Annotated in this window: 22 protein-coding genes and 1 riboswitch; of the genes, 11 read left to right on the top strand and 11 right to left on the bottom strand. The window is 73.1% G+C overall.

Annotated features, from left to right (window positions below):
- Positions 1–96: 96 nt before the first annotated feature.
- Together FHX32_RS02565 and FHX32_RS02570 are read left to right on the top strand one after the other, a co-directional pair.
- A complete protein-coding gene (locus tag FHX32_RS02565) occupies positions 97–1,836 on the top strand; it encodes a beta-N-acetylhexosaminidase (RefSeq protein ID WP_486480881.1) in 1,740 nt (579 codons plus the stop codon).
- A gap of 414 nt (positions 1,837–2,250) precedes the next feature.
- Positions 2,251–2,901 carry a C39 family peptidase gene (locus tag FHX32_RS02570; protein WP_167179123.1) on the top strand — a complete coding sequence of 217 codons (651 nt, stop codon included), beginning with the start codon at positions 2,251–2,253 and terminating at the stop codon, positions 2,899–2,901.
- 128 nt (positions 2,902–3,029) lie between these two features.
- Here the strand turns inward: FHX32_RS02570 and dusB are convergent, their stop codons facing one another.
- The 7 genes from dusB to FHX32_RS02605 form a co-directional block, all read right to left on the bottom strand.
- Positions 3,030–4,202, bottom strand: coding sequence for a tRNA dihydrouridine synthase DusB (dusB, locus tag FHX32_RS02575; protein WP_167179125.1), 1,173 nt, complete (start codon positions 4,200–4,202; stop codon positions 3,030–3,032).
- A gap of 104 nt (positions 4,203–4,306) precedes the next feature.
- Positions 4,307–5,101 carry a hypothetical protein gene (locus FHX32_RS02580; RefSeq protein ID WP_167179127.1) on the bottom strand — a complete coding sequence of 265 codons (795 nt, stop codon included), beginning with the start codon at positions 5,099–5,101 and terminating at the stop codon, positions 4,307–4,309.
- A 22-nt stretch (positions 5,102–5,123) separates the two neighbouring features.
- Positions 5,124–6,038 carry a hypothetical protein gene (locus FHX32_RS02585; RefSeq protein WP_167179129.1) on the bottom strand — a complete coding sequence of 305 codons (915 nt, stop codon included), beginning with the start codon at positions 6,036–6,038 and terminating at the stop codon, positions 5,124–5,126.
- Between the two features lie 65 nt (positions 6,039–6,103).
- On the bottom strand, positions 6,104–6,925 hold the full coding sequence (locus FHX32_RS02590) for a hypothetical protein (RefSeq protein ID WP_167179131.1): 822 nt from the start codon (positions 6,923–6,925) through the stop codon (positions 6,104–6,106).
- Positions 6,926–7,114: 189 nt separating this feature from the next.
- Positions 7,115–8,494 (bottom strand): glycine--tRNA ligase, encoded by a 1,380-nt coding sequence (locus FHX32_RS02595; RefSeq protein ID WP_167179133.1) that lies wholly within the window; start codon positions 8,492–8,494, stop codon positions 7,115–7,117.
- A gap of 114 nt (positions 8,495–8,608) precedes the next feature.
- The gene (locus tag FHX32_RS02600) at positions 8,609–9,184 is read right to left on the bottom strand and encodes an Rv0361 family membrane protein (protein WP_208417916.1); all 576 of its coding nucleotides are present in this window, start codon (positions 9,182–9,184) and stop codon (positions 8,609–8,611) included.
- A 24-nt stretch (positions 9,185–9,208) separates the two neighbouring features.
- Positions 9,209–9,550: an antibiotic biosynthesis monooxygenase gene (locus FHX32_RS02605; RefSeq protein ID WP_167179135.1), complete on the bottom strand. Its 342-nt coding sequence runs from the start codon at positions 9,548–9,550 to the stop codon at positions 9,209–9,211.
- 27 nt (positions 9,551–9,577) lie between these two features.
- On the opposite strand from FHX32_RS02605, the gene FHX32_RS02610 reads away from it, so the two are divergent.
- The 8 genes from FHX32_RS02610 (at position 9,578) to FHX32_RS02645 (ending at position 14,046) form a co-directional block, all read left to right on the top strand.
- A complete protein-coding gene (locus FHX32_RS02610) occupies positions 9,578–9,835 on the top strand; it encodes a hypothetical protein (RefSeq protein ID WP_167179137.1) in 258 nt (85 codons plus the stop codon).
- Positions 9,836–9,889: 54 nt separating this feature from the next.
- On the top strand, positions 9,890–10,840 hold the full coding sequence (locus tag FHX32_RS02615; RefSeq protein ID WP_167179138.1) for a metal ABC transporter substrate-binding protein: 951 nt from the start codon (positions 9,890–9,892) through the stop codon (positions 10,838–10,840).
- The gene (locus tag FHX32_RS02620) at positions 10,837–11,598 is read left to right on the top strand and encodes a metal ABC transporter ATP-binding protein (RefSeq protein ID WP_167179140.1); all 762 of its coding nucleotides are present in this window, start codon (positions 10,837–10,839) and stop codon (positions 11,596–11,598) included. Before FHX32_RS02615 ends, FHX32_RS02620 begins: the two co-directional genes overlap by 4 nt.
- Positions 11,599–11,600: 2 nt before the next feature.
- A complete protein-coding gene (locus FHX32_RS02625; protein WP_167179142.1) occupies positions 11,601–12,467 on the top strand; it encodes a metal ABC transporter permease in 867 nt (288 codons plus the stop codon).
- A 43-nt stretch (positions 12,468–12,510) separates the two neighbouring features.
- Complete coding sequence (locus FHX32_RS02630) at positions 12,511–12,810, top strand: ArsR/SmtB family transcription factor (RefSeq protein WP_088992447.1); 300 nt, start codon at positions 12,511–12,513, stop codon at positions 12,808–12,810.
- A complete protein-coding gene (locus FHX32_RS02635) occupies positions 12,807–13,202 on the top strand; it encodes a Fur family transcriptional regulator (protein ID WP_167179144.1) in 396 nt (131 codons plus the stop codon). Before FHX32_RS02630 ends, FHX32_RS02635 begins: the two co-directional genes overlap by 4 nt.
- Before the next feature lie 61 nt (positions 13,203–13,263).
- On the top strand, positions 13,264–13,869 hold the full coding sequence (locus tag FHX32_RS02640; RefSeq protein ID WP_167179146.1) for a hypothetical protein: 606 nt from the start codon (positions 13,264–13,266) through the stop codon (positions 13,867–13,869).
- A gap of 9 nt (positions 13,870–13,878) precedes the next feature.
- Positions 13,879–14,046 (top strand): hypothetical protein, encoded by a 168-nt coding sequence (locus FHX32_RS02645; RefSeq protein ID WP_167179148.1) that lies wholly within the window; start codon positions 13,879–13,881, stop codon positions 14,044–14,046.
- 524 nt (positions 14,047–14,570) lie between these two features.
- Here the strand turns inward: FHX32_RS02645 and FHX32_RS02650 are convergent.
- The 4 genes from FHX32_RS02650 to FHX32_RS02665 form a co-directional block, all read right to left on the bottom strand.
- On the bottom strand, positions 14,571–16,592 hold the full coding sequence (locus tag FHX32_RS02650) for an acyl-CoA dehydrogenase family protein (RefSeq protein WP_167179151.1): 2,022 nt from the start codon (positions 16,590–16,592) through the stop codon (positions 14,571–14,573).
- Between the two features lie 115 nt (positions 16,593–16,707).
- The gene (locus tag FHX32_RS02655; protein ID WP_167179153.1) at positions 16,708–17,211 is read right to left on the bottom strand and encodes a DUF6328 family protein; all 504 of its coding nucleotides are present in this window, start codon (positions 17,209–17,211) and stop codon (positions 16,708–16,710) included.
- Between the two features lie 148 nt (positions 17,212–17,359).
- Positions 17,360–18,109, bottom strand: a complete 750-nt coding sequence (locus FHX32_RS02660; protein WP_167179155.1) for an SIS domain-containing protein — start codon at positions 18,107–18,109, stop codon at positions 17,360–17,362.
- 40 nt (positions 18,110–18,149) lie between these two features.
- Positions 18,150–18,983 carry an alpha/beta fold hydrolase gene (locus FHX32_RS02665; protein ID WP_167179157.1) on the bottom strand — a complete coding sequence of 278 codons (834 nt, stop codon included), beginning with the start codon at positions 18,981–18,983 and terminating at the stop codon, positions 18,150–18,152.
- 77 nt (positions 18,984–19,060) lie between these two features.
- Positions 19,061–19,166, top strand: a riboswitch (TPP riboswitch).
- A 71-nt stretch (positions 19,167–19,237) separates the two neighbouring features.
- Between FHX32_RS02665 and FHX32_RS02670 the strand changes: the two genes are divergently transcribed.
- Entirely contained in the window at positions 19,238–19,828 is a 591-nt protein-coding gene (locus FHX32_RS02670) for an ECF transporter S component (RefSeq protein ID WP_167179159.1), read from the top strand.
- Positions 19,829–19,872: the final 44 nt, after the last annotated feature.

Genomic DNA, 19,872 nt, shown 5'->3' on the forward strand with positions numbered 1-19,872 from the left:
ACGCAATCCCGGCCTCCCTCGTACCCTTGACGGAACGCGTTTCGGTGAACTTCACCTTTGCCATAACCGCCGCGAATACACCCGGGAGCCGCTGCCGTGTCCACCCTCCCCTCCGCCGCCGACCAGGACGGGCCGACGCTGAGCCAGCAGTCCGCCGCCGACCAGGACCGCCTGCCGCTGCGCGAGCCGGCCGCCGCCGACCTGGCGCGCACCGCCGCCCGCGCCGCCGGCGACCTGCTCGCCCCGCCCGCCCCGGCCCGCCTCGGCGACGTGGTGCCGGCCCCCGAGCAGGTCCGGCCCGACCCCGGCGCCGACTACCTGCTGGCCCCCGACGCGGTGATCCGGGTCAGCACCGGGCCGGCGGCGCTGGCCGTCGCCGAACAACTGGCCGCGCTGCTCCGCCCGGCCACCGGCTATCCGCTGCCGGTCACCGACGCCGCCCGGCCCGAGCCGGCCGGCGGCATCGCGCTGGTGCTGGTCGACGACGAGACCCTCGGCCCGGAGGGCTACCGGCTGGACATCACCCCCACAGGCGTACGCATCGCGGCGGCCGGACCGGCCGGACTGCTGCACGGCGTGCAGACGCTGCGCCAGCTGCTGCCGGCAGCGGTCGAGAGCCGCACCCCGGTCGCCGAGCGCTGGGCGCTGCCCGGCGGGTCGATCACCGACCGGCCGCGGTTCGCGTACCGGGGCGCGATGCTCGACGTGGCCCGGCACTTCTTCGGCGTCGAGGACGTGCTGCGGGTGGTCGACCACCTGTCCCGGTACAAGCTCAACCACCTGCACCTGCACCTCACCGACGACCAGGGCTGGCGGATCGCGGTCGACTCCTGGCCGCGGCTGGCCGCCGTCGGCGGGGTCGGCGAGGTGGGCGACGGCCCCGGCGGGCACTACACGAAGGCCGACTACCAGCGGATCGTCGCGTACGCGGCCGAGCGGCACATCACGGTGGTGCCCGAGATCGACCTGCCCGGGCACACCAACGCCGCGCTGGTCGCGTACCCCGAACTGGCCGCGGCGGGGACCCTGCCGACGCCGTACACCGGCACCGAGGTCGGCTTCAGCTACGTCGACCCGGCCAGCGAGCGCACGTACGACTTCGTCACCGACGTGCTCGCCGAGGTGGCCGCGATGACGCCGGGCCCGTGGCTGCACGTCGGCGGGGACGAGGCGTTCAAGGTGAAGGGGGAGGCGTACACCGGCTTCGTCGAGCGGGTGCAGCGGATCGTCGCCGGCCTCGGCAAGACCGTGGTCGGCTGGCACCAGCTCGCGCCGGCCGGGCACGTCGACGGCCGGGTGCTCCAGTGGTGGGGCACCGACGCCGACGACCCGACCACCGCCGAGGCGGTACGCCGGGGCGCCCGGCTGCTCCTCTCCCCCGGCAACCACGCCTACCTGGACATGAAGTACGCCCCCGACACCCCGATCGGGCACGACTGGGCCGGCCTGATCGACCTGCGGCGGTCGTACGAGTGGGATCCGGGCGCGCACGTGGCGGGCGTGCCGGAGGCGGCGGTGCTGGGCGTCGAGGCGCCGCTCTGGACCGAGTCGGTGACCTCGCTGCCCGAGATCGAGTTCATGCTCTTCCCCCGGCTCCCCGCCCTCGCCGAGCTGGCCTGGTCGCCGCGCGCCACGCACGACTGGGACCGGTTCCGCGACCGGCTGGCCGGGCACGGCCCTCGCTGGACCACCGCCGGCATCACCTTCCACCGCTCGCCCGAGGTTTCCTGGCCGACGGAGGCCCCGGTGGCGGCTCCGATGCCTGCGGGTTCGCGGCCCGCGATCCCGACCCAGCCCGGCCCCGACGACGCACCGGCCACCGCCCCGTCCGTCTGATTCCCGGCCGGCATCGAACCAGCCGCCGACCTCACCGCGGCAGCCGGCTCGGGCGTGTCGTGGCCGGAGCGGGCAGTTCCGCACCGGCGTGATACCTCAGAGTCATAAAAATGCCGGTGAGTCATCACGCTTGTCGGGCGATTGGTCGGCGCTGGCATCCCGCGACGCCCTGGCACCCCTGCGCATTGACCCACGGGTGTCCGGTGACGCGCCGGGTGCGGGGTTTCGGGGGGTTGGTGTGGGGTGGGCGGGGCCACGCTGGGGGTGGAATCGGTGGCGGGCCGGGGTCGTTGAACATGGCATACCCGGCCGCCGGGAGCGACGAATCCCTCTTGCCCGACCTTTCCCTGATCCGCGGCCCACCGCACCCCTGGTGCGTACCGCGTCCCCCGATCGAAAGGGCTTGTGATCATCATGCGTACCGACATGCTGCGTAAGACCGCTCTGACCGCTGCTGGCCTCGCCTTCGCGGGCGGCGCCATCGCCGGCCCGATCACCGCCGCCTACGCCATCGCCGAGCAGCAGCCCTCGACGTCGGTGACCACCGACCGCAAGCACGGCGAGCGGGAACTGGGCGTGCGCTACGAGGCCCAGCCGAACTTCTACTACTGCGGTCCCGCCGCTGCCCGCAACGCGCTGAGCGTGCAGGGCAAGGAGATCGACATGGACGCCGTGGCCGAGGAGATGGGCACCACCGAGGCCGGCACCGACTCCATCAACGACATCACCCCGGTGCTGAACAAGGAGACCGGTAAGGACGTCTACCGCAGCGTCGAGATCCCCGGCGGCCTGGCTGATGAGAAGCAGACCGACAAGCTGCGCGCCGACATCGTCAAGGCCGTCGACGAGGGCCGCGCCGTGGTCGCCAACATCGCCGGCACCGCCACCGACACCGACGGCGGCGTGCACTCCTTCGAGGGCGGGCACTACATCAGCGTCGTCGGGTACCGCGACGGCGGTGAGACGGTGAAGATCGCCGACTCGGCCAACCCGGACACCGCCTCCTACTGGATCACCACCGAGGCGCTGGCCGACTGGATCGCCACCCGCGGCTACACCGCCTGACCCAACCGAACAACGATCGAAGGGCCGACCCCCACCCGGGGGCGGCCCTTCGTCGTATCCGAGGGCCGGGCGCAGCAGCCCGCGCCAGCGCGCGGGAGGGACGGGCCCAGCGCGCGGAGCGCGTCGGCTCAGCCGCCGGAGTCGTCCAGCTCGGCCCCCTCGGGGACGGTGTCGTCGTCCCGACTGGCCAGCCACCCGTCGGGCAGGAACACCTTGCCGGGCGAGTTGGTCCGACCGCGCGGCTGGCCCAGCGTGGCGACCGGGAACGGCTCGGTCGGGTCCAGCTTGCCCAGCAGGTCGTCGAGCTGGGCCAGGCTGTCGATCATCGCGAGTTCCCGGCGCAGCTCGCTGCCGACCGGGAAGCCCTTGAGGTACCAGGCGACATGCTTGCGGAAGTCGGTGCAGCCGTCCCGCTCGCCCCGCGCCGGCGTACGCGCCCCGGCGCTGAACTGCTCGACCAGCAGCTCGGCGTGCCGGCGCATGGTCGCGGCCACCTCGCCGAGGGTGGGCAGCCGCCGCTCGGGCCGGCCGTCGAACGCGGCCTCCAGGTCGGCGAAGAGCCACGGCCGGCCCAGGCAGCCCCGGCCGATCACCACCCCGTCCACGCCGGTGTGCGCCACCATCCGCAGCGCGTCGTCGGCCTCCCAGATGTCGCCGTTGCCGAGCACCGGCACGTCCAGCGCCTGCTTCAAGGTGGCGATGGCGTCCCAGTCGGCGGTGCCCGAGTAGCGCTGCGCGGCCGTACGCCCGTGCAGGGCCACCGCGGCCACGCCGGCGTCCTGGGCGGCCAGCCCCGCCTCGACGTACGTCAGGTGGTCGTCGTCGATGCCCTTGCGCATCTTGACCGTGACCGGCACCCCGGCGGGTGACGCGGCGTCCACCGCGGCCCGCACCAGCCGGGCGAAGAGCCGGCGCCGCCAGGGCAGCGCGGCGCCCCCGCCCTTGCGGGTGACCTTCGGTACCGGGCAGCCGAAGTTCAGGTCGATGTGGTCCGCGAGGTCCTTCTCGACCACGATCCGCACCGCGGCGGCGGTGGTCTCCGGGTCGGTGCCGTAGAGCTGGAGGCTGCGCGGCCGCTCGTCCGGGCCGAAGGCGATCATCCGCAGCGTCTTCGGGTTCCGCTCCACCAGCGCGACGGTGGTGATCATCTCGCAGACGTAGATGCCGCCGCCCTGCTCCCGGCAGAGCTGGCGGAAGCCGACATTCGTGATGCCGGCCATCGGGGCGAGCACCACCGGCGGCCACACCTGGTGCCGCCCGAGGGTGAGCGGGCGGAGTGCGGGTACGGCGGGACTGGTCACGTACCCAAGAATCCCACGCCGGCCGGGGCGGCCCGGCGCCGGTGGCCGGTCGCCGCCGCGATGGTGAGCGAACTCGCACCGCGGCGGCGACCGGAACCGGTCGGTCAGTATCGGCCCGGGGCTGCCAGCGTCAGCCCGGAGACGTCCACGATCACCGAGGCCGGGCTGTTGACGTAGATCGCGAAGCTGAACGGGTTGCCGTTGTAGCTGCCGAGCTGCACCTCGACCAGATTGGAGAGGATCTGGTTCGGCCCCCACCAGTTCAGCGACGAAGTCTCCGGGATCGTGTTCAGCCCCGAGCTGTACGCGGCGAGGAAGCCCCCCGCGACGGTGCCGGCCACGGTGATGTTGATGTACGCGGAGACAGCCTTCTCCCCCGCCACCGGCGACACGTTCTTCAGCGTCAGGTGCATGAAGGTCTTCGCCTTCAACTTCCCGGACTCGACGTTGGCGGCACCGTGGAGCAGGTTCCCGGAGTAGGTGCTCAGGTATCGGGTGTCCATGATCCGCTGGGGCGGAACGGCCATCGTCCGGTTCGCCCACCGGGTGGTGTTGACGTACGCCCGGGTGCCGCCGCGGCCGCCGATCACCAGGTCGGCGACGGGGGTGACGGCGAGCGACCCGGTGGGCAGCTGCTGGGGGATGTTCGCCTCCGGCGTCGGGGCCAACACCAGCTTCGGCGAGGTGCCCTGCACCGTCAGGGTCGGGTTGGCCGACGAGCCGCCGACGAGCACCGTCTCGGCCGCTCCGGCGTCGTTGACCTGGCCGAGGATGACCGGATCGCCGGGCGCCGCGCTGGCCGGGGAGGCGACGACGGCCGCCGCGCCGACGCCGGCACCCGCGGCGACGCCGGCCCTGATGATCCGGCGGCGGGTGGTCGAGTTCTCGTCGGTGGTCATGCTGCTCTCCTGGGTTCCGTGGTCACGCACCGGTGTGCACCGCCCGGTCACCGCGCTCGGCGGCCTCCTTGATCGCCTGTGCCCGCACGCCCCGGTTACCGTCGCCGGCGATCCGCGCCCCGGCCGTCTTGGGGCTGTTGATGACCGCCGAGTCGGGGTGGAAGACCAGCAGCCCGGTCACGTCGAGGATCAGCGCGGTGGCGCTCGCCTTCGGCACGTAGATGCCGACGACGTCCGGGTAGTAGTCACCGTTGGCGGTCTCGTACGCGCCGAGCTGGGTGATCACGCCGTTGGAGAGCAACTGCCCGGCGCTCCACCAGTTGATGGTGGAGGCGTTCGGGCGGTCGCCCCGGCCGTAGACGGTGACGAAGCCGGCCTTCTCGGTCTTGGCGACGGTGATGTTGCCCAGCATCCCGTCGGCGTACTCGGCGATGCCCTGCAGGTGCACGACCAGGAAGCTGTCGGCGACCGCCCGGCCCTGCGCGTCGATCCGGCCCGCGCCCTCGACCAGTCGGGCCCGGCCGGCGGCGCTGCGGGTGTCCAGGATGCGGGTGGGCGGCACCGGCACCAGCATTGTCGCGTTGGCCGTGCTGAACGCGGAGTAGGCGCCGTTGCCGTTGGAGACGCCCAGCGCCGTCCCTTCGGCGAAGAGGGCGCCGGTGGGCGCCGGTGACGTGTAGCTGGAGCCCTTCTCGATGTGGAGGGTCGCGCCGGTGGCGTTCTGCAGCGCCAGGGTCGCACCCCCGGCCGGAGCGGCGCTCGTCACCGTGGTCGGGCCACCCGAGTTGGGCAGGCCGATGACGACGGGGTCACCGGGGGCGGCGGAGGCCGGGGCGGCGGTCACCGCGGTCGCGGCGACCGCGGCGCCACCGGTGACGGCCGCGCGGCGCAGCAGCGTGCGCCGTGACGCGGAACGGTCGGGTTCGGTCGAGGACATCTCGTTCCCCCGTGGGTCGGTCGGACGGTGAAGATCGGAAACTGGACGGGTGACCGGCCGGTCGACTACGCCTGGGGCGCCAGGACCTGGCTCGGGTGGCCGACCAGCAGGCTGGTCAGGTCGACGATCACGTGCGTCGGCGACGCGGCCGCCTGGATGGTGATGACACTGCGGTAGGCCCCGGTGGCACCCAACTCGGTGAAGAGGAAATTGGACAGGATGGTGCCGGCGGCCGACCAGTTCACGGTGGAGGTGGCCGGTTTGGCGCCAGCCCCCCAGACGGTGAGGAAGCCGGCGCCCGTCATCCCGACCACGGTGACGTTTCCCTTGAGGGCGTAGCCGTCGCGGACGTAGGAGTCGAGGGCGAGGACGATCGGTACGCCGGGCTGGACCCGCCCGAGCGAGTCCAGCGAGCCGGAGACGATGTTGCGGCGGAGGTTGACGTCGCGGGTGTCGAGCACCCGGGTCGGCCGCACCGCGACGGACGTCGTGGCCCACTCGGTGGTCCAGGCCCAGCCGTTCGTCTCCTGACCCACGGTACCGGCCCGGACGAACAGGTCGCCCTGGTTGTCGACCGCCAGGGTGCCGACGGGAGCGTCCAGCACCTGCGGGTAGATGGCGTCGCCGGGCACCAGCCGCAGCGGCGCGCCGGCGCTGTTCTTCAGCGTCAACGTCGGGTAGGCGCCGTTCAGCGTGGTGGTGGCCGGGCCGGCGTCGTTCGTCGTACCCATGACGAGGTTGTCGCCCGGGGCGGCCTGGGCCGTGCCGGGCAGGCCGACCGCGGCGGCGACACCCGCGCCGGCCGTGGTGGCGGCGACCGTGGCCGCCCGGCGCAGCAGCCGCCGGCGGTTCGGGTCGTGGTTGTGGTCCTGCGACGCGCGCGTCATGCACACCCCCGTGACGAGATTCAACGCGGGGAATGCTCGCACGAGATCATGAGCCGCTCAACCACCAGGTGGCCGCTGACTCGGCCGATCAGGCGATTGGTCCGTATCACCCGGAAAGTGCTCGCGGACGGGGCGAAGAACGCGGACGGCCCCGCCCCGGAATCGGGGCGGGGCCGGCGCGGTCGTGGCTCAGCAGCCGGGCAGGCGCTCGATCAGGTAGCGCTCGACCTGGTCCAGCGAGATCCGCTCCTGGGCCATGGTGTCCCGGTTGCGCACGGTCACCGCGTTGTCGTCGAGGGTGTCGAAGTCGACGGTCACGCAGAACGGAGTGCCGATCTCGTCCTGCCGGCGGTAGCGGCGGCCGATCGCCTGCGAGTCGTCGAACTCCACCACCCAGCGCTTGCGCAGCGTGGCGGCCAGCTCCTTGGCCTTCGGCGAGAGCGCCTCGTTGCGAGACAGCGGCAGCACCGCCACCTTGACCGGGGCCAGCCGCGGGTCGAACCGCATCACGGTCCGCTTGTCCACGCCGCCCTTGGTGTTCGGTGCCTCGTCCTCGTCGTACGCCTCCAGCAGGAAGGCCAGCACCGCCCGGGTGAGGCCGGCGGCCGGCTCGATGACGTACGGCACCCAGCGCTCGCCCTTGGTCTGGTCGAAGTAGGACAGGTCGACGCCGGAGTGCTTGCTGTGCGTGGAGAGGTCGAAGTCGGTGCGGTTGGCGATGCCCTCCAGCTCGGCGAACTCGGTGCCGCCGAACTGGAAGCGGTACTCGATGTCCACCGTCCGCTTCGAGTAGTGCGAGAGCTTCTCCTTCGGGTGCTCGTAGAAGCGCAGGTTGTTCTCCGACAGGCCGAGGTCGAGGTACCAGTTCCAGCGCTCCCGCAGCCAGTACTCGTGCCACTGCTCGTCGGTGCCCGGCTCGACGAAGAACTCCATCTCCATCTGCTCGAACTCGCGGGTGCGGAAGATGAAGTTGCCAGGGGTGATCTCGTTGCGGAACGACTTGCCGGTCTGCGCGATGCCGAACGGCGGCTTCTTGCGGGCCACCGTCTCGACGTTCTTGTAGTTGACGAAGATGCCCTGGGCGGTCTCCGGGCGCAGGTAGTGCAGCCCTTCGTCGCTCTCCACCGGGCCCAGGAAGGTCTTCATCAGACCGTTGAACATCTTCGGCTCGGTGAAGGTGCCCTTGTTGCCGCAGTTGGGGCAGTTCAGCTCGGCCAGTGACGCCAGCGGCTTGCCGTGCTTCTCGGCGTACGCCTCCTCGAGGTGGTCGGCCCGGAACCGCTTGTGGCAGAACTGGCACTCGGTCAGCGGGTCGACGAAGGCGTCCAGGTGGCCGGAGGCGGCCCAGACGTCGCGGGCCAGGATCACCGCGGAGTCCAGGCCGACCACGTCGTCGCGCTGCTGGACCATGGTCTTCCACCACTGCCGGCGGACGTTCTCCTTGAGTTCGACGCCGAGCGGACCGTAGTCCCAGGCCGACCGGGTGCCTCCGTAGATCTCGCTGGAGGGGAAGACGAAGCCCCGGCGCTTGGCGAGGCTGACGACGGCGTCGATACGGTCGGCTGGCATGTTTCCTCCTACGCCGGCTGGCGGTCGGCGGGGACGTGATGTGGACGGAACGAACAGTTCGGGACAACGGTACGGCCAGCAGGGTCCCGAGCCCAGCAGAATACCGGGCGCGGGTCAGTTGACCCCGCAGACCTCCAGGCCACCGGTCTGCCGGTCCTGCCCGAGGATCACCTGCTGGCGTTCCTGCCGACCGCCGGTGAAGGTCACGTCGACCGGCACGGTCAGGCTGGTGGTGTCGACCTCGCCGACCCGGTACGCGGCGACCTGCGGCTCGGCGGCCACCCGCCGCTCGAACTCCCGCCGCGACTCGCGCCGCTGGGCGTCGTCGCAGAGCTGGTCGTACGCCTGGCCGAACTTCCGCTCCACCAGCGCCTGGTAGTAGTCGCCGGAGACGGTGCGGCCCTGCTCCTCGATCGCCTGCACCCCGCTGACCGCCAGCCCGACAACCGCCGCGCCACCACCGCCGCAGCAGATCAGCACCGCCAGCGCCCCGGCGCCGAGGCCGAGCCAGAGCCGGGTGCGCCGACCCTCGGTCGGCGGCGCGGCGAACGGCGGGGCCACCCCGGGCCCCTGCGGTGGCGTGGGCGCGCCCGGCTCCGCCGGCGGCCCGGGCACCGCGGGCGGCCGAGCACCCTCGTGGCCGGGCAGCTGGGGGTACGGCGAGGCGGCTGCCGGTCCGGGAGCGGTCATAGGAGCAGGGTAGTGCCCGCCGGCTCAGCGGTAAGGACCAGCGGCCCGATCGCTCGCCGCGACCACCACCTCGCCACCGGGGGCGGCGGTGGCCAGCGCCTCGTACGCGGACGGCTCGTCCAGGCTCTCGGCGAGCAGCGGGACGGCGGTGACCTTGACGTCGAAGCCGCCCAGGGCGCGCCGGTAGGTGCCCACCGACTCCCACTCGGTCACCAGGCACCAGTGCCGCGGGTCGTCCAGCGCCCGGACCAACTGGCCGCGCAGGTAGCCGGGTCGGGCGGCGAGCGCCGCGAGGGCGGCGTGCGCCCGCTCGGTGAACTCCTCCGCGACATCGACCTCGACCACGAACCGGTTGGTCACCAGCACCGGCCACCTCCTCGTAGAGTCTGTGGGATGCAGCGTACGCAGAGCTCCCTGCCGGGCCGGCTGGCCCGGGCGAACCCGACGACGGTGTTCCTGGTCACGCTGGTGCTGGTGCTGGTGGCCTTCTTCACCCCGGGTGTGGCGGGCGGGCTGCTCACCCTGCTGCTGGCCGCCGGCGTGGCCGCGCTGCTGGTCACCACCTGGCCGGTGCAGACCCCGCAGACCCGGGTGATCCGGCTGCTGGTGCTCACCCTGCTGATCTCCGCGGGGCTGGTGAAGCTGCTCTGACATGCAATCATGCGTTTTTGACAATCATTATCGTTCGCGCGGACAGTTGACGTCATGAACCTCCGCACCGCTCCACGCTCCCTGGCCACGGCCACCGCCGCCCTGCTCGCCCTCGGCGGCGTGGCCGCCTGCTCCGACGACGGCGCGACCGGCGCCGACCCGCAGCGGGTCGACGTGGTGGCCGCCTTCTACCCGATGCAGTTCGTCGCCGAGCGAGTGGGCGGAGACGCGGTCGCGGTCAGCAACCTGGTCAAACCGGGCGCCGAGCCGCACGACCTGGAACTCAACCCGCGCCAGGTGGGCCAGGTCACCGAGGCGGAGCTGGTGGTCTACCTCAAGGGCTTCCAGCCGGCCGTGGACGAGGCGGTCGCGCAGAACGCCGCCGACCGCTCCTTCGACGTGGCCACCGTGCAGCCGCTGCTCGACGCCAGCGCCGGCGGGCACGAGCACGAGGGTGAGGAGGCCGGGCACGCCGACGAGGCCGGTGGCAAGGACCCGCACCTCTGGCTCGACCCGACCCGGCTGGCCGCCGTGGCCGACCGGCTCGCCGAGCGGTTCGGCCAGGCCGACCCGGACCGGGCCGCCGACTACACCGCCCGGGCCGCGACGCTCCGCGCCGAGCTGAAGAAGCTGGACGCCGAGTACACCGAGGGGCTGAAGACCTGCCAGCGCCGGGAGATCGTGGTCAGCCACACCGCCTTCGGCTACCTGGCCGAGCGCTACAAGCTGGAGCAGATCGGCCTCACCGGGCTCAGCCCGGAGGTCGAGCCCGCCCCGCAGCGGCTGGCCGAGGTCGCCGAGGAGGCCCGCGAGCACGGCGCCACCACCATCTTCTTCGAGACGCTGGTCAGCCCGAAGGTGGCCGAGACCATCGCCGCCGAGGTCGGCGCCCGCACCGCCGTGCTGGACCCGCTGGAAGGCCTGTCGGCCGACAACGGCGGGGACTACCTTTCGGTGATGCGTACCAACCTGGAGACCCTCCGGACGGCGTTGAGCTGCTCGTGAGCGCACCTGTCATCTCCGTCACGCACGGGGCGGTCGGCTACGACGGCCGCCCCGTGCTGCGGGACGTCTCGCTGACCGTGGCCGCCGGCGAGGTGGTCGCCGTGCTGGGTTCCAACGGCTCCGGCAAGTCCACGCTGATCCGCGCCGTGCTCGGGCTGGTCCCGCTCAGCGCCGGGTCGGTCACCCTCTTCGGCCGCCCGCTGCGGCGGTTCCGGCAGTGGCACCGGATCGGGTACGTCCCGCAGCGCCTCGGCGCCGGCGGCGGCGTACCGGCCACGGTGCGCGAGGTGGTGGCCTCAGGCCGGCTCGCCCGGCGCGGGGTGCTGCGCCCGCCGGGCGCGGCCGACCGGGCCGCCGTCGACGCGGCGCTGGCCGCCGTCGGGCTCGCCGACCGGGCCAGGGACCCGGTCGCCACCCTCTCCGGCGGGCAGCAGCAGCGCACCCTCATCGCCCGGGCGCTGGCCGGCCGCCCCGAGCTGCTGGTGCTCGACGAGCCCACCGCCGGGGTGGACGCGCACAGCCAGGAGGCGTTCGCCGCGGCGCTGCGCGACTTCGTCGCCGGCGGCGGGACGGTGCTGCTGGTGGCGCACGAACTCGGCCCGCTGCGCCCGTTGATCAGTCGCGCGGTGGTCGTGCACGAGGGCGGCATCTGCCACGACGGGGCGGTGCCCGAGCCGGCCGGCCACCACGCCGAGCCCGACCACGACCACGTGCATCCGCACGGTCCCGACGAGCCCGCCGGGCTCTGGAGCAGCTGACCATGGAACTCTTCCAGTACCCCTACATGCAGCGCGCCCTGATCGGCGCGCTGATCATCGGGCTGGCCGCCCCGGCGCTCGGCATCTACCTGGTGCAGCGCCGGCTGGCGCTGATCGGCGACGGGGTGGGCCACGTGGCGCTCACCGGCGTCGGCGCCGGCCTGCTGCTCAATCGCTCCCCGGTGCTCGTCGCGGTGATCGCGGCGACCATCGGCGCGATCACCATCGAGGTGGTCCGCTCCCGCGGGCGCACCTCCGGCGACCTTGCCCTGGCGCTGCTCTTCTACGGCGGCATCGCCGGCGGCGTGATGCTGGTCGGCCTCTCCGACAGCACCAGCGCCAACCTCAACGCCTACCTGTTCGGCTCGCTGACCACCATCTCCCCGGCCGACCTCACCACCATCGCCGTGCTGGGGGTCGCGATCCTGGTCACCATGCTGGCGCTGCGCCCGGCACTCTTCGCGGTCAGTCACGACGAGGAGTACGCCCGGGTCTCCGGCCTGCCCGTCCGCACCCTCAACCTGCTCATCGCGGTCACCACCGCGGTGACCGTGACCATCGCCATGCGGGCGGTCGGCGTACTGCTGATCAGCGCGTTGATGGTCGTGCCGGTGGCCACGGCGCAGCAGGTCACCAAGGGCTTCCGCAGCACCATGACGGCGGCGATGGCGCTCGGCCTGTTCGCCGCCGGCGCGGGCGTCTGGGTGGCGGCCACCGCCGACACCGCTCCCGGCGCCTCGGTGGTGCTGCTGGCGATCGCCTCGTTCGGCGTGGTCGCCGTGGTCGGGGCCGCCTGGCGCGCGCTGCGCCGGCGGCGCACGCCGGCGCCCGAGCCGGTGCCCGAGCCGCACGAGGTGGTGCTCCACTGAGCCGGTGCAGCGCCAGGTCGGCGCGATTGGTTACCGTTATCCGGTGAGCAGCGGGTCAGGCTACGACGCCTACGAGGGCGCGAGTGAACTGCTGCGCGCCCTGTCGGCGCCGATCCGGCTGGCCATCGTCAGCGAGCTCGCCGCGGGCGAGCGCTGCGTGCACGAGCTGGTCGAGAAGCTCGGCGTCGCGCAGCCGCTGGTCTCCCAGCACCTGCGGGTGCTGCGCGGCGCGGGCGTGGTGCGCGGCTCCCGGCGCGGCCGGGAGATCGCGTACACGCTGGTCGACGAGCATGTGGCGCACATCGTGGCGGACGCGGTCAGCCATGCCGGGGAGGGATCATGAGCAGCGGCGCGGCGGTCCGCAACACCCGCCAACGCTCCGCGGTCAGCGCCCTGCTGGCCGAGGTGGAGGGCTTCCACAGCGCGCAGGACCTGCACGCCATGCTGCGCCAGCGCGGCGAGCGGGTCGGGCTGACCACGGTCTACCGGACGTTGCAGGGGCTGGCCGACGCGGGCGAGATCGACGTGATGCGGCCGCCCGGCGGCGAGCACCTCTACCGCCGGTGCAGCGAGGGGCACCACCACCATCTGGTCTGCCGGGCCTGCGGCCGGACGGTCGAGGTGGCCGGCCCGGCGGTGGAGAGCTGGGCCGAGCGGGTGGCCGCCCAGCACGGCTACGCCGACGTCAGCCACACCCTGGAGATCTTCGGCACCTGCCCGGCCTGCGCCGGCTGAGCGCTGTCCGGGCCGCGCCGGCGGGATGCCGCCGAGGGCCGGCCGTGGCACGCTGTCCGGCGTGAAGATCTACGCTGATCGCTTCCCCGTCGCCGTCCGTCAGCTGATCACCGACCTGCTCGTCGTCGTCTGGGTGTACGCCGCGGTGCGCGGCGCGCTGTGGCTGCACGATTTGGTGCAGAAGCTCGCCGTACCCGGGCAGAAGCTGGAAGGGGCCGGCGGCGGGCTGGCCGACAACCTGGCCGAGGCGGGCGGCAAGGTCGGCCGGGTGCCGCTGGTCGGCGACGAGCTGACCGCGCCGTTCGAGCGGGCCGCCGGTGCCGCCCGGTCACTGGCCGAGGCCGGCCGGGACCAGCAGGAGCTGGTCGACCAGCTGGCCCTGGCCCTCGCCGTCGCGGTGCTCGTCTTCCCGCTCGGTCTGGTGCTCTTCGGCTGGCTGCCGCTGCGGGTGCGCTGGATGCGCCGCGCCGGGTCCGCCGCGAAGCTGGCCGCCGCCCCCGCCGGCCGGGACCTGCTGGCCCTGCGCGCGCTGGCCACCCAACCGCTGGGCCGGCTGACCCGGATCGCGCCGGACGTGGCCGAGGCGTGGCGGCGCGGCGACGACGCCACGGTCGACGCGCTGGCCGCACTGGAGCTGCGCCAACTCGGCCTGCGCGGGGGCCGCTAAGGTCATCGGGTGTTCTACTTCCTGGTCGTCATCGCCGTCCTGCTGCTCGCGTACGCCGCCGTCCTGGTCAACTTCGTCCGCAAGGGTCGCAAGATCCCGCCCGCGGCGTACCTGGGCCTGGCCGTGCTGAACGGGCTGATCCTCGCGGCGATCCTGGCCTGGGCCGTCGCCCGCTGACCCCGGTCCCGACCGCCGCCCCCGATCGCGCCGCCCGGCCCGATCCGGCCGACGCCTCCCAGCTCCTACCCGCCGGCCTTCCGCCCGGCACCGGCCATCTGCCCGCGCTTCCCGGCCCACGGCCCCGGCCCGCGCCTCCCGGCCCACGGTCCCGGGCGCACGAGGACCCCTCGGCCCCTGGCCTTCGGTATCCCGGCGCTCGCTGCCCGGCCCCTCGGCCGCAGTCGGAGCCGTCGGTCACGATCGAATAGCACCAGCCGGCGGCTGGAAGCCGCGGCACCAGCCAGTGGCCGGGCACCATCGCGACGAAGCTTGATACCTCTGAGTCATCAAAATGACTCAGAGGTATCAAGCTTCGTGCTGGTACTGCCTGGCAGTGGCGACACGCCCGAGGCGTCGTCGCCGCCTGCATGTCCGCCTCGGCCGGCCGAGGCGGCGCCAGCAGGCGACGGAGCGAACGACCGAGGGCGCGCGCCCCGACGCGGACGGTCGGGGCGCGGGCCGGGTGGGACGGTCCGCCGGCCTCAGCGCGGCGGCGGTACCCGGCGGCGGACGTCGGTGGCGGTGGACGGGCCGGGCGACCAGCGGGCCACCCAGGGCAGGTCGTCGGCCGGGGTGATGACACCGGACTCCAGGTCGGCGTAGCGGCCGTCGAGGATCCGCTTCACCGCGGCGGCGTCGACCGAGTCGGTGTTGTCCCACAGCGCGGTGAAGAGCGCGTCGACCCGGACCCGGGCCTGCCGGCAGAACAGGTCGGCCAGCTCCACGTTCTCCGGCCGGGCGTCCCGCTCGGCGTACGCCCGGACGCAGACCGCGGACATCGCGAACAGTTCGGCGCCGATGTCCACCACCCGGCCGAGGAACGCCTGCTTGCGTTCCATCCGGCCCTGCCAGCGGGACATCGCGTAGAACGTCGAGCGGGCCAGCTTGCGGGAGTAGCGCTCCACGTGCCGCAGGTGCTTGGCGAGCAGCCCGAACTCGGCGTACGCCCCGGGGGTCTGGCCCCGACCGACGGCGAGGGTGGGCAGCCACCTCGCGTAGAAGGCCCCGGCCCGGGCGCCCGCCCGCGCCTTGCGGCCGAGCCCGGCGTCCGGGTCGATGATGTCCCCGGCGACGGAGAGGTGGGCGTCGACCGCCTCCCGGGCGATCAGCAGGTGCATGATCTCGGTGGAGCCCTCGAAGATCCGGTTGATCCGCAGGTCACGCAGCAGCTGCTCGACAGCGGCCGGCCGCTCGCCCCGGGCGGCCAGCGACTCGGCCGTCTCGTAGCCGCGGCCACCCCGGATCTGGATCAGGTCGTCGGCGATCCGCCAGGCCATCTCGCTGGCGTAGAGCTTGACCAGCGCCGCCTCGATCCGGATGTCGTTGCGGTCGTCGTCGGCCAGCAGGCAGCACAGGTCGAGCATGGTCTCCATGCCGTACGTGGTGGCGGCCATGAAGGAGAGCTTCTGCGCGACCGCCTCGTGCTCGCCGACCGGCCGGCCCCACTGCACCCGCTCGGCGGCCCAGCCGCGGGCCACGTGCAGCGCCCACTTGCCGGCGCCGACGCACATCGCGGGCAGCGACAGCCGACCGGTGTTCAGGGTGGTCAGGGCGATCTTCAACCCCTTGCCCTCGCCACCGATCACGTTCTCCTTCGGCACGAAGACGTCGTGGAACCGGGTGACGCTGTTCTCCAGGCCGCGCAGGCCGAGGAAGGCGTTGCGCCGTTCGATGGTGATGCCCTCGGTGTCCCCCTCGACCACGAACGCGGTGATGCCGCCGCGCCGCCCCTCGGCGGCCGGTACCCGGGCCATCACCACGAGCAGGGTGGCTACCGTGCCGTTGGTGGCCCACAGCTTCACGCCGTTGAGCCGGTAGCCGGTGCCGTCCTCGGTGGGCTCGGCGGTGGTGGCCAGCCGGGCCGGATCGGAGCCGACGTCCGGCTCGGTGAGCAGGAACGCGGAGACCTCGCCGGCGGCGAGCCGGGGCAGGAAGCGCTGCTTCTGCTCGGCGGTGCCGAACATCTTCAGCGGCTGCGGCACCCCGATCGACTGGTGCGCCGAGAGCAGCGCCCCGATCGCCGGGCTCACGGAGCCGGCCAGCATCAGGGCGCGGCAGTAGTGCAGGTTGCTCAGCCCCAGCCCGCCGTACGAACGGTCGATCTTCATGCCGAAGGCGCCCAGTCGGGCCAGCCCGTGGAAGACCCCGTCCGGGATGGACGCGTCACGCTCGATCGCGGCGCCGTCCACCTCGGTGGTGAGGAACTCGCGGAGCTGGCCGAGGAACTCGTCGGCCCGCGCGGAGTCCGCCGGATCCGTACGCGGCCAGGGATTGATCAGGTCCAGCCGGAACCGGCCGAGGAAGAGTTCCTTGCCGAAGCTGGGACGGTCCCAGGTGGACTCCCGGGCGGCCTCGGCGACCTGGCGCGCCTCCTTTTCGGAGACCTGGCCCGCCTCGGTCGGCAGCGGCCCGGCGACACCGGGCGTGGTCACGCCGTCGGCGGGGGTGGGCTGGTCGGGGCCGGCCCCGTCGGGCGCGGGTCGGCTGTTCTGCGTCGTGGTCACGGTTGCCCCCTCGAACCTCGGTCCGGCTGCGTCAACGTGCTCGACACACGCAACGCTACCCCCGGGTGTTACCCAGGGGTAGCGTTCCGTGAAGATCGAGTTTTCTCGACGCGGCTCAGTCGCCGGGGATGCTCCGCGGGTCGTCGTCCTCGTCGTCGATGTCGTCCTCGCCCCAGTTGCGCCGGGCGAACGGCAGGATCACCCAGAAGGTCAGGAACCACAGGCCGGCGACACCGCTGAGCAGCAGGGCGACGGCCCGGTCCAGCACGAAGTCGGTGATCAGCAGCACCGCGCTGACCATCGAGATCAGCATGAAGGCGAGGCCGGCGCTGGCCATCTTGTGGGCGAAGCGGACCAGCTCCGGCTTGCGCCCCTGGCGGAACAGCGCCCGGTGGAACGCCACCGGCGAGATGATCATCGCGGTGGCGGCGGCCGCCGCCAGCAACGCGACGATGTAGACGTCCTTCTGGAAGCCGCTGGTACGGGTGAACCCGTTGCTGAACGGCAGGGTGAGCAGGAAGGCGAAGAGGATCTGCACACCGGTCTGGGCGACCCGCAACTCCTGGAGCAGGTCGGCGAAGTTGCGCTGCCAGCGCTGCCGCTCGGTTTCCTTCGACACGGGAGCCACCTCCGGTGAGCCGCTACTGCCGGCGGGTCCAGCCCGCCGGCAGCAACGCTGATGCCCCACCGCACGCGTCACGAAACCGGCTCACCACCGGGGCCGCGCGGCACCGGCCCGGGCGCCTCGCGGCCAGGAAATCCCCGGTTCAGGCCCCGCGGCGGATCCGGCCGGCGTACCGGGCCTCCAGCTCGTGGTTGTGCTCGTCCCCGCCGGCGATGTTGGCCGACAGGTAGACCGGCGGGCGCTCCCCCGCCGCCAGCAGCCGGGCCACCACCTCGACCGTGATCTGCTGGGCCAGCAGCGCCGCGGTGATCGACGAGACCGCGCCGACCGCGCCGCCGCCGGGCAGCGGCAGGGTGGCGTCGCCGTACGGGGCGCCGTTGTCCAGCACCACGTCGGCGAAGTCGGCGAGCTTGCGACCCGACGGGTGACGCGAGGTCATCCGGGCCGAGTGCTGGGCCGAGGTGATCGCCACCAGGGCGTGCCCCTTCTCCTTCACCAGGGACGCGAACTCCACCATGGCGCCGTTGACCCCGGAGTTGGAGGCCAGCACGAAGACGTCCCCGGGGCGGACCGGGGCGAGGTCGTAGAGCTTGTGCGCCACCGACGGGTCCCGCTCCAGGGTCGGGCCGAGCAGGTCGACCGGCTCGCCGCCGAGCAGCACCAGGTCCCGCAGGGCGATCCGGTTGGTCGGCACCAGCCCGCCGGCCCGGCCGGCGATCTCCATCGCCAGCGCCTCCGAGTGCCCGGTGCCGAAGGCGTGCACCACGCCGTCCGTCCGTACCGCGTCGGCGATCAGGTCGGCCGCCCGCCCGACCGCCTCGCGCTGGCTGGCGGCGACCCGGCCCATCGTCTCGGTCACCACTGCCAGGTAGTCCTCGGCACTCACCGTCATGCTTCCTCCGTCCATCGCTGCCTGCACCTCGCGTCGGCCGTCAGGCCAGTCCGCGTACCCGGGCCAGGATCGCCTCGGCCAGCGGCGCCGGCGCCTCGTCCGGGATCCAGTGGCTCACCCCGGCCAGCTCCACGAAGCGGTAGTCCCCGGTCACCCGCGCGGCGCACGCCTCGGCGGCGGTCCGGCCGATCGCCACGTCCTGGTCGCTCCAGACGAACGTGGTCGGCACGGTCACCGGGCCGGTGGCGGCCAGCTCCGTCCGCGACGGCATCGCCCGGTACCAGTTCAGTGCGGCGGTCAGCGCGCCCGGCTCGCGCATCGGCTCGGCGTACGCCGCCACCCGGTCGGCGTCGCCGACCCCGCCGAGCAGCCGGCGCAGCGCCGTGGCGTTCAACCCCAGCAGCACCTTCTCCGCCTTGCCGGGCTGCCGGAACAGCACGATGTACGCCGAGCGCACCTTCTGCTGCGGGTCGTTGGCCAGCGCGTACGCCATGGCGGCCGGGTGCGGCACGGAGACCGCGGTCAGCGTGCGCACCCGCTCCGGGTGCCGGACGGCCAACTCCCAGCCCACCAGCGCGCCCCAGTCGTGGCCGACCACGTGCGCGGTGGGCGCGCCGAGGGCGTCCAGCACGGCCAGCGCGTCGGCGACCAGCTCGTCCATCCGGTAAGCCTCGACCGCCTCGGGCCGCGCGCCGGGCGAGTAGCCGCGCTGGTCCGGCGCGTACGTGCGCAGTCCCGCGGCGTGCAACGCCGGGACCACGTCGTCCCACTCGCCGCCGTGCTGCGGGAAGCCGTGCAGCAGGAGCACGGGGTCGCCGCCCTCCGGGCCGCCGACGCGTACCTCGAACCGCAACCCTCGGGCGTCGATGCGCATGATCGGCAGCCTACCCAGCCGGCGCGGGCGGCTCGTCCCGGCGCTGCCGGCGGTGCTAGCGTCTGCCGGGACAACTTCACATCCGACAGGGGAGCGCACAGCGCTGAGAGTGCGGGCACCACCCGCAGACCCTCGAACCTGATCTGGGTAATGCCAGCGCAGGGAGTTCGGTCGACCTCCAGCCGCGCCGCCGTCCGGGACACCGGGCGCGGCGTGCGTCCTCTCCTGGTTCGCACTCAGGACTGGGAGCACTCATGACTCACCCCACCAACAACCGGTGGCGCACCATCGACATCGTCGTGGCCGCGGTGATCGCGGTGGCCTTCGGCGTCATCTTCTGGGCCTGGGGCCTGCTGTGGCGGGCCGTCGACCCGGCGTTCGCGTTCTTCCCGGCCGCCCAGGCGGTCATGTACGGCGTCTGGCTGGTGCCGGCGGTGCTCGGCGGCCTGGTCATCCGCAAGCCCGGCGCGGCGCTGTTCTGCGAGGCGGTCGCCGCGACGATCTCCGCGCTGCTCGGCTCCGAATGGGGCGGGATCACCATCGTCCAGGGCCTGATCCAGGGTCTCGGCGCCGAGTTGGCCTTCGCCGCCTTCCGGTACCGCTCGTTCCGGCTGCCGACCGCGTTGCTCGCCGGCGCGCTGACCGGCCTCGGCGCGGCGCTGTTCGACTTCTTCGTCTGGAACGTCGACTACGCGCTGGGCAGCTACCGGATCCCGTACGCGCTGCTGACCGTGGTCAGCGCCGCGATCATCGCCGGCGTCGGCGGCTGGTACCTGACCCGGGCCCTGGCCGGCACCGGCGCCCTGGACCGCTTTCCCGCCGCCCGCGACCGCACCCTGGTCTGACCCGCCCATGCCACACCGCCCCCGCCCCACCTCGTCGATCATGA

The sequence above is a fragment of the Micromonospora sp. CNZ280 genome, assembly GCF_011759515.1.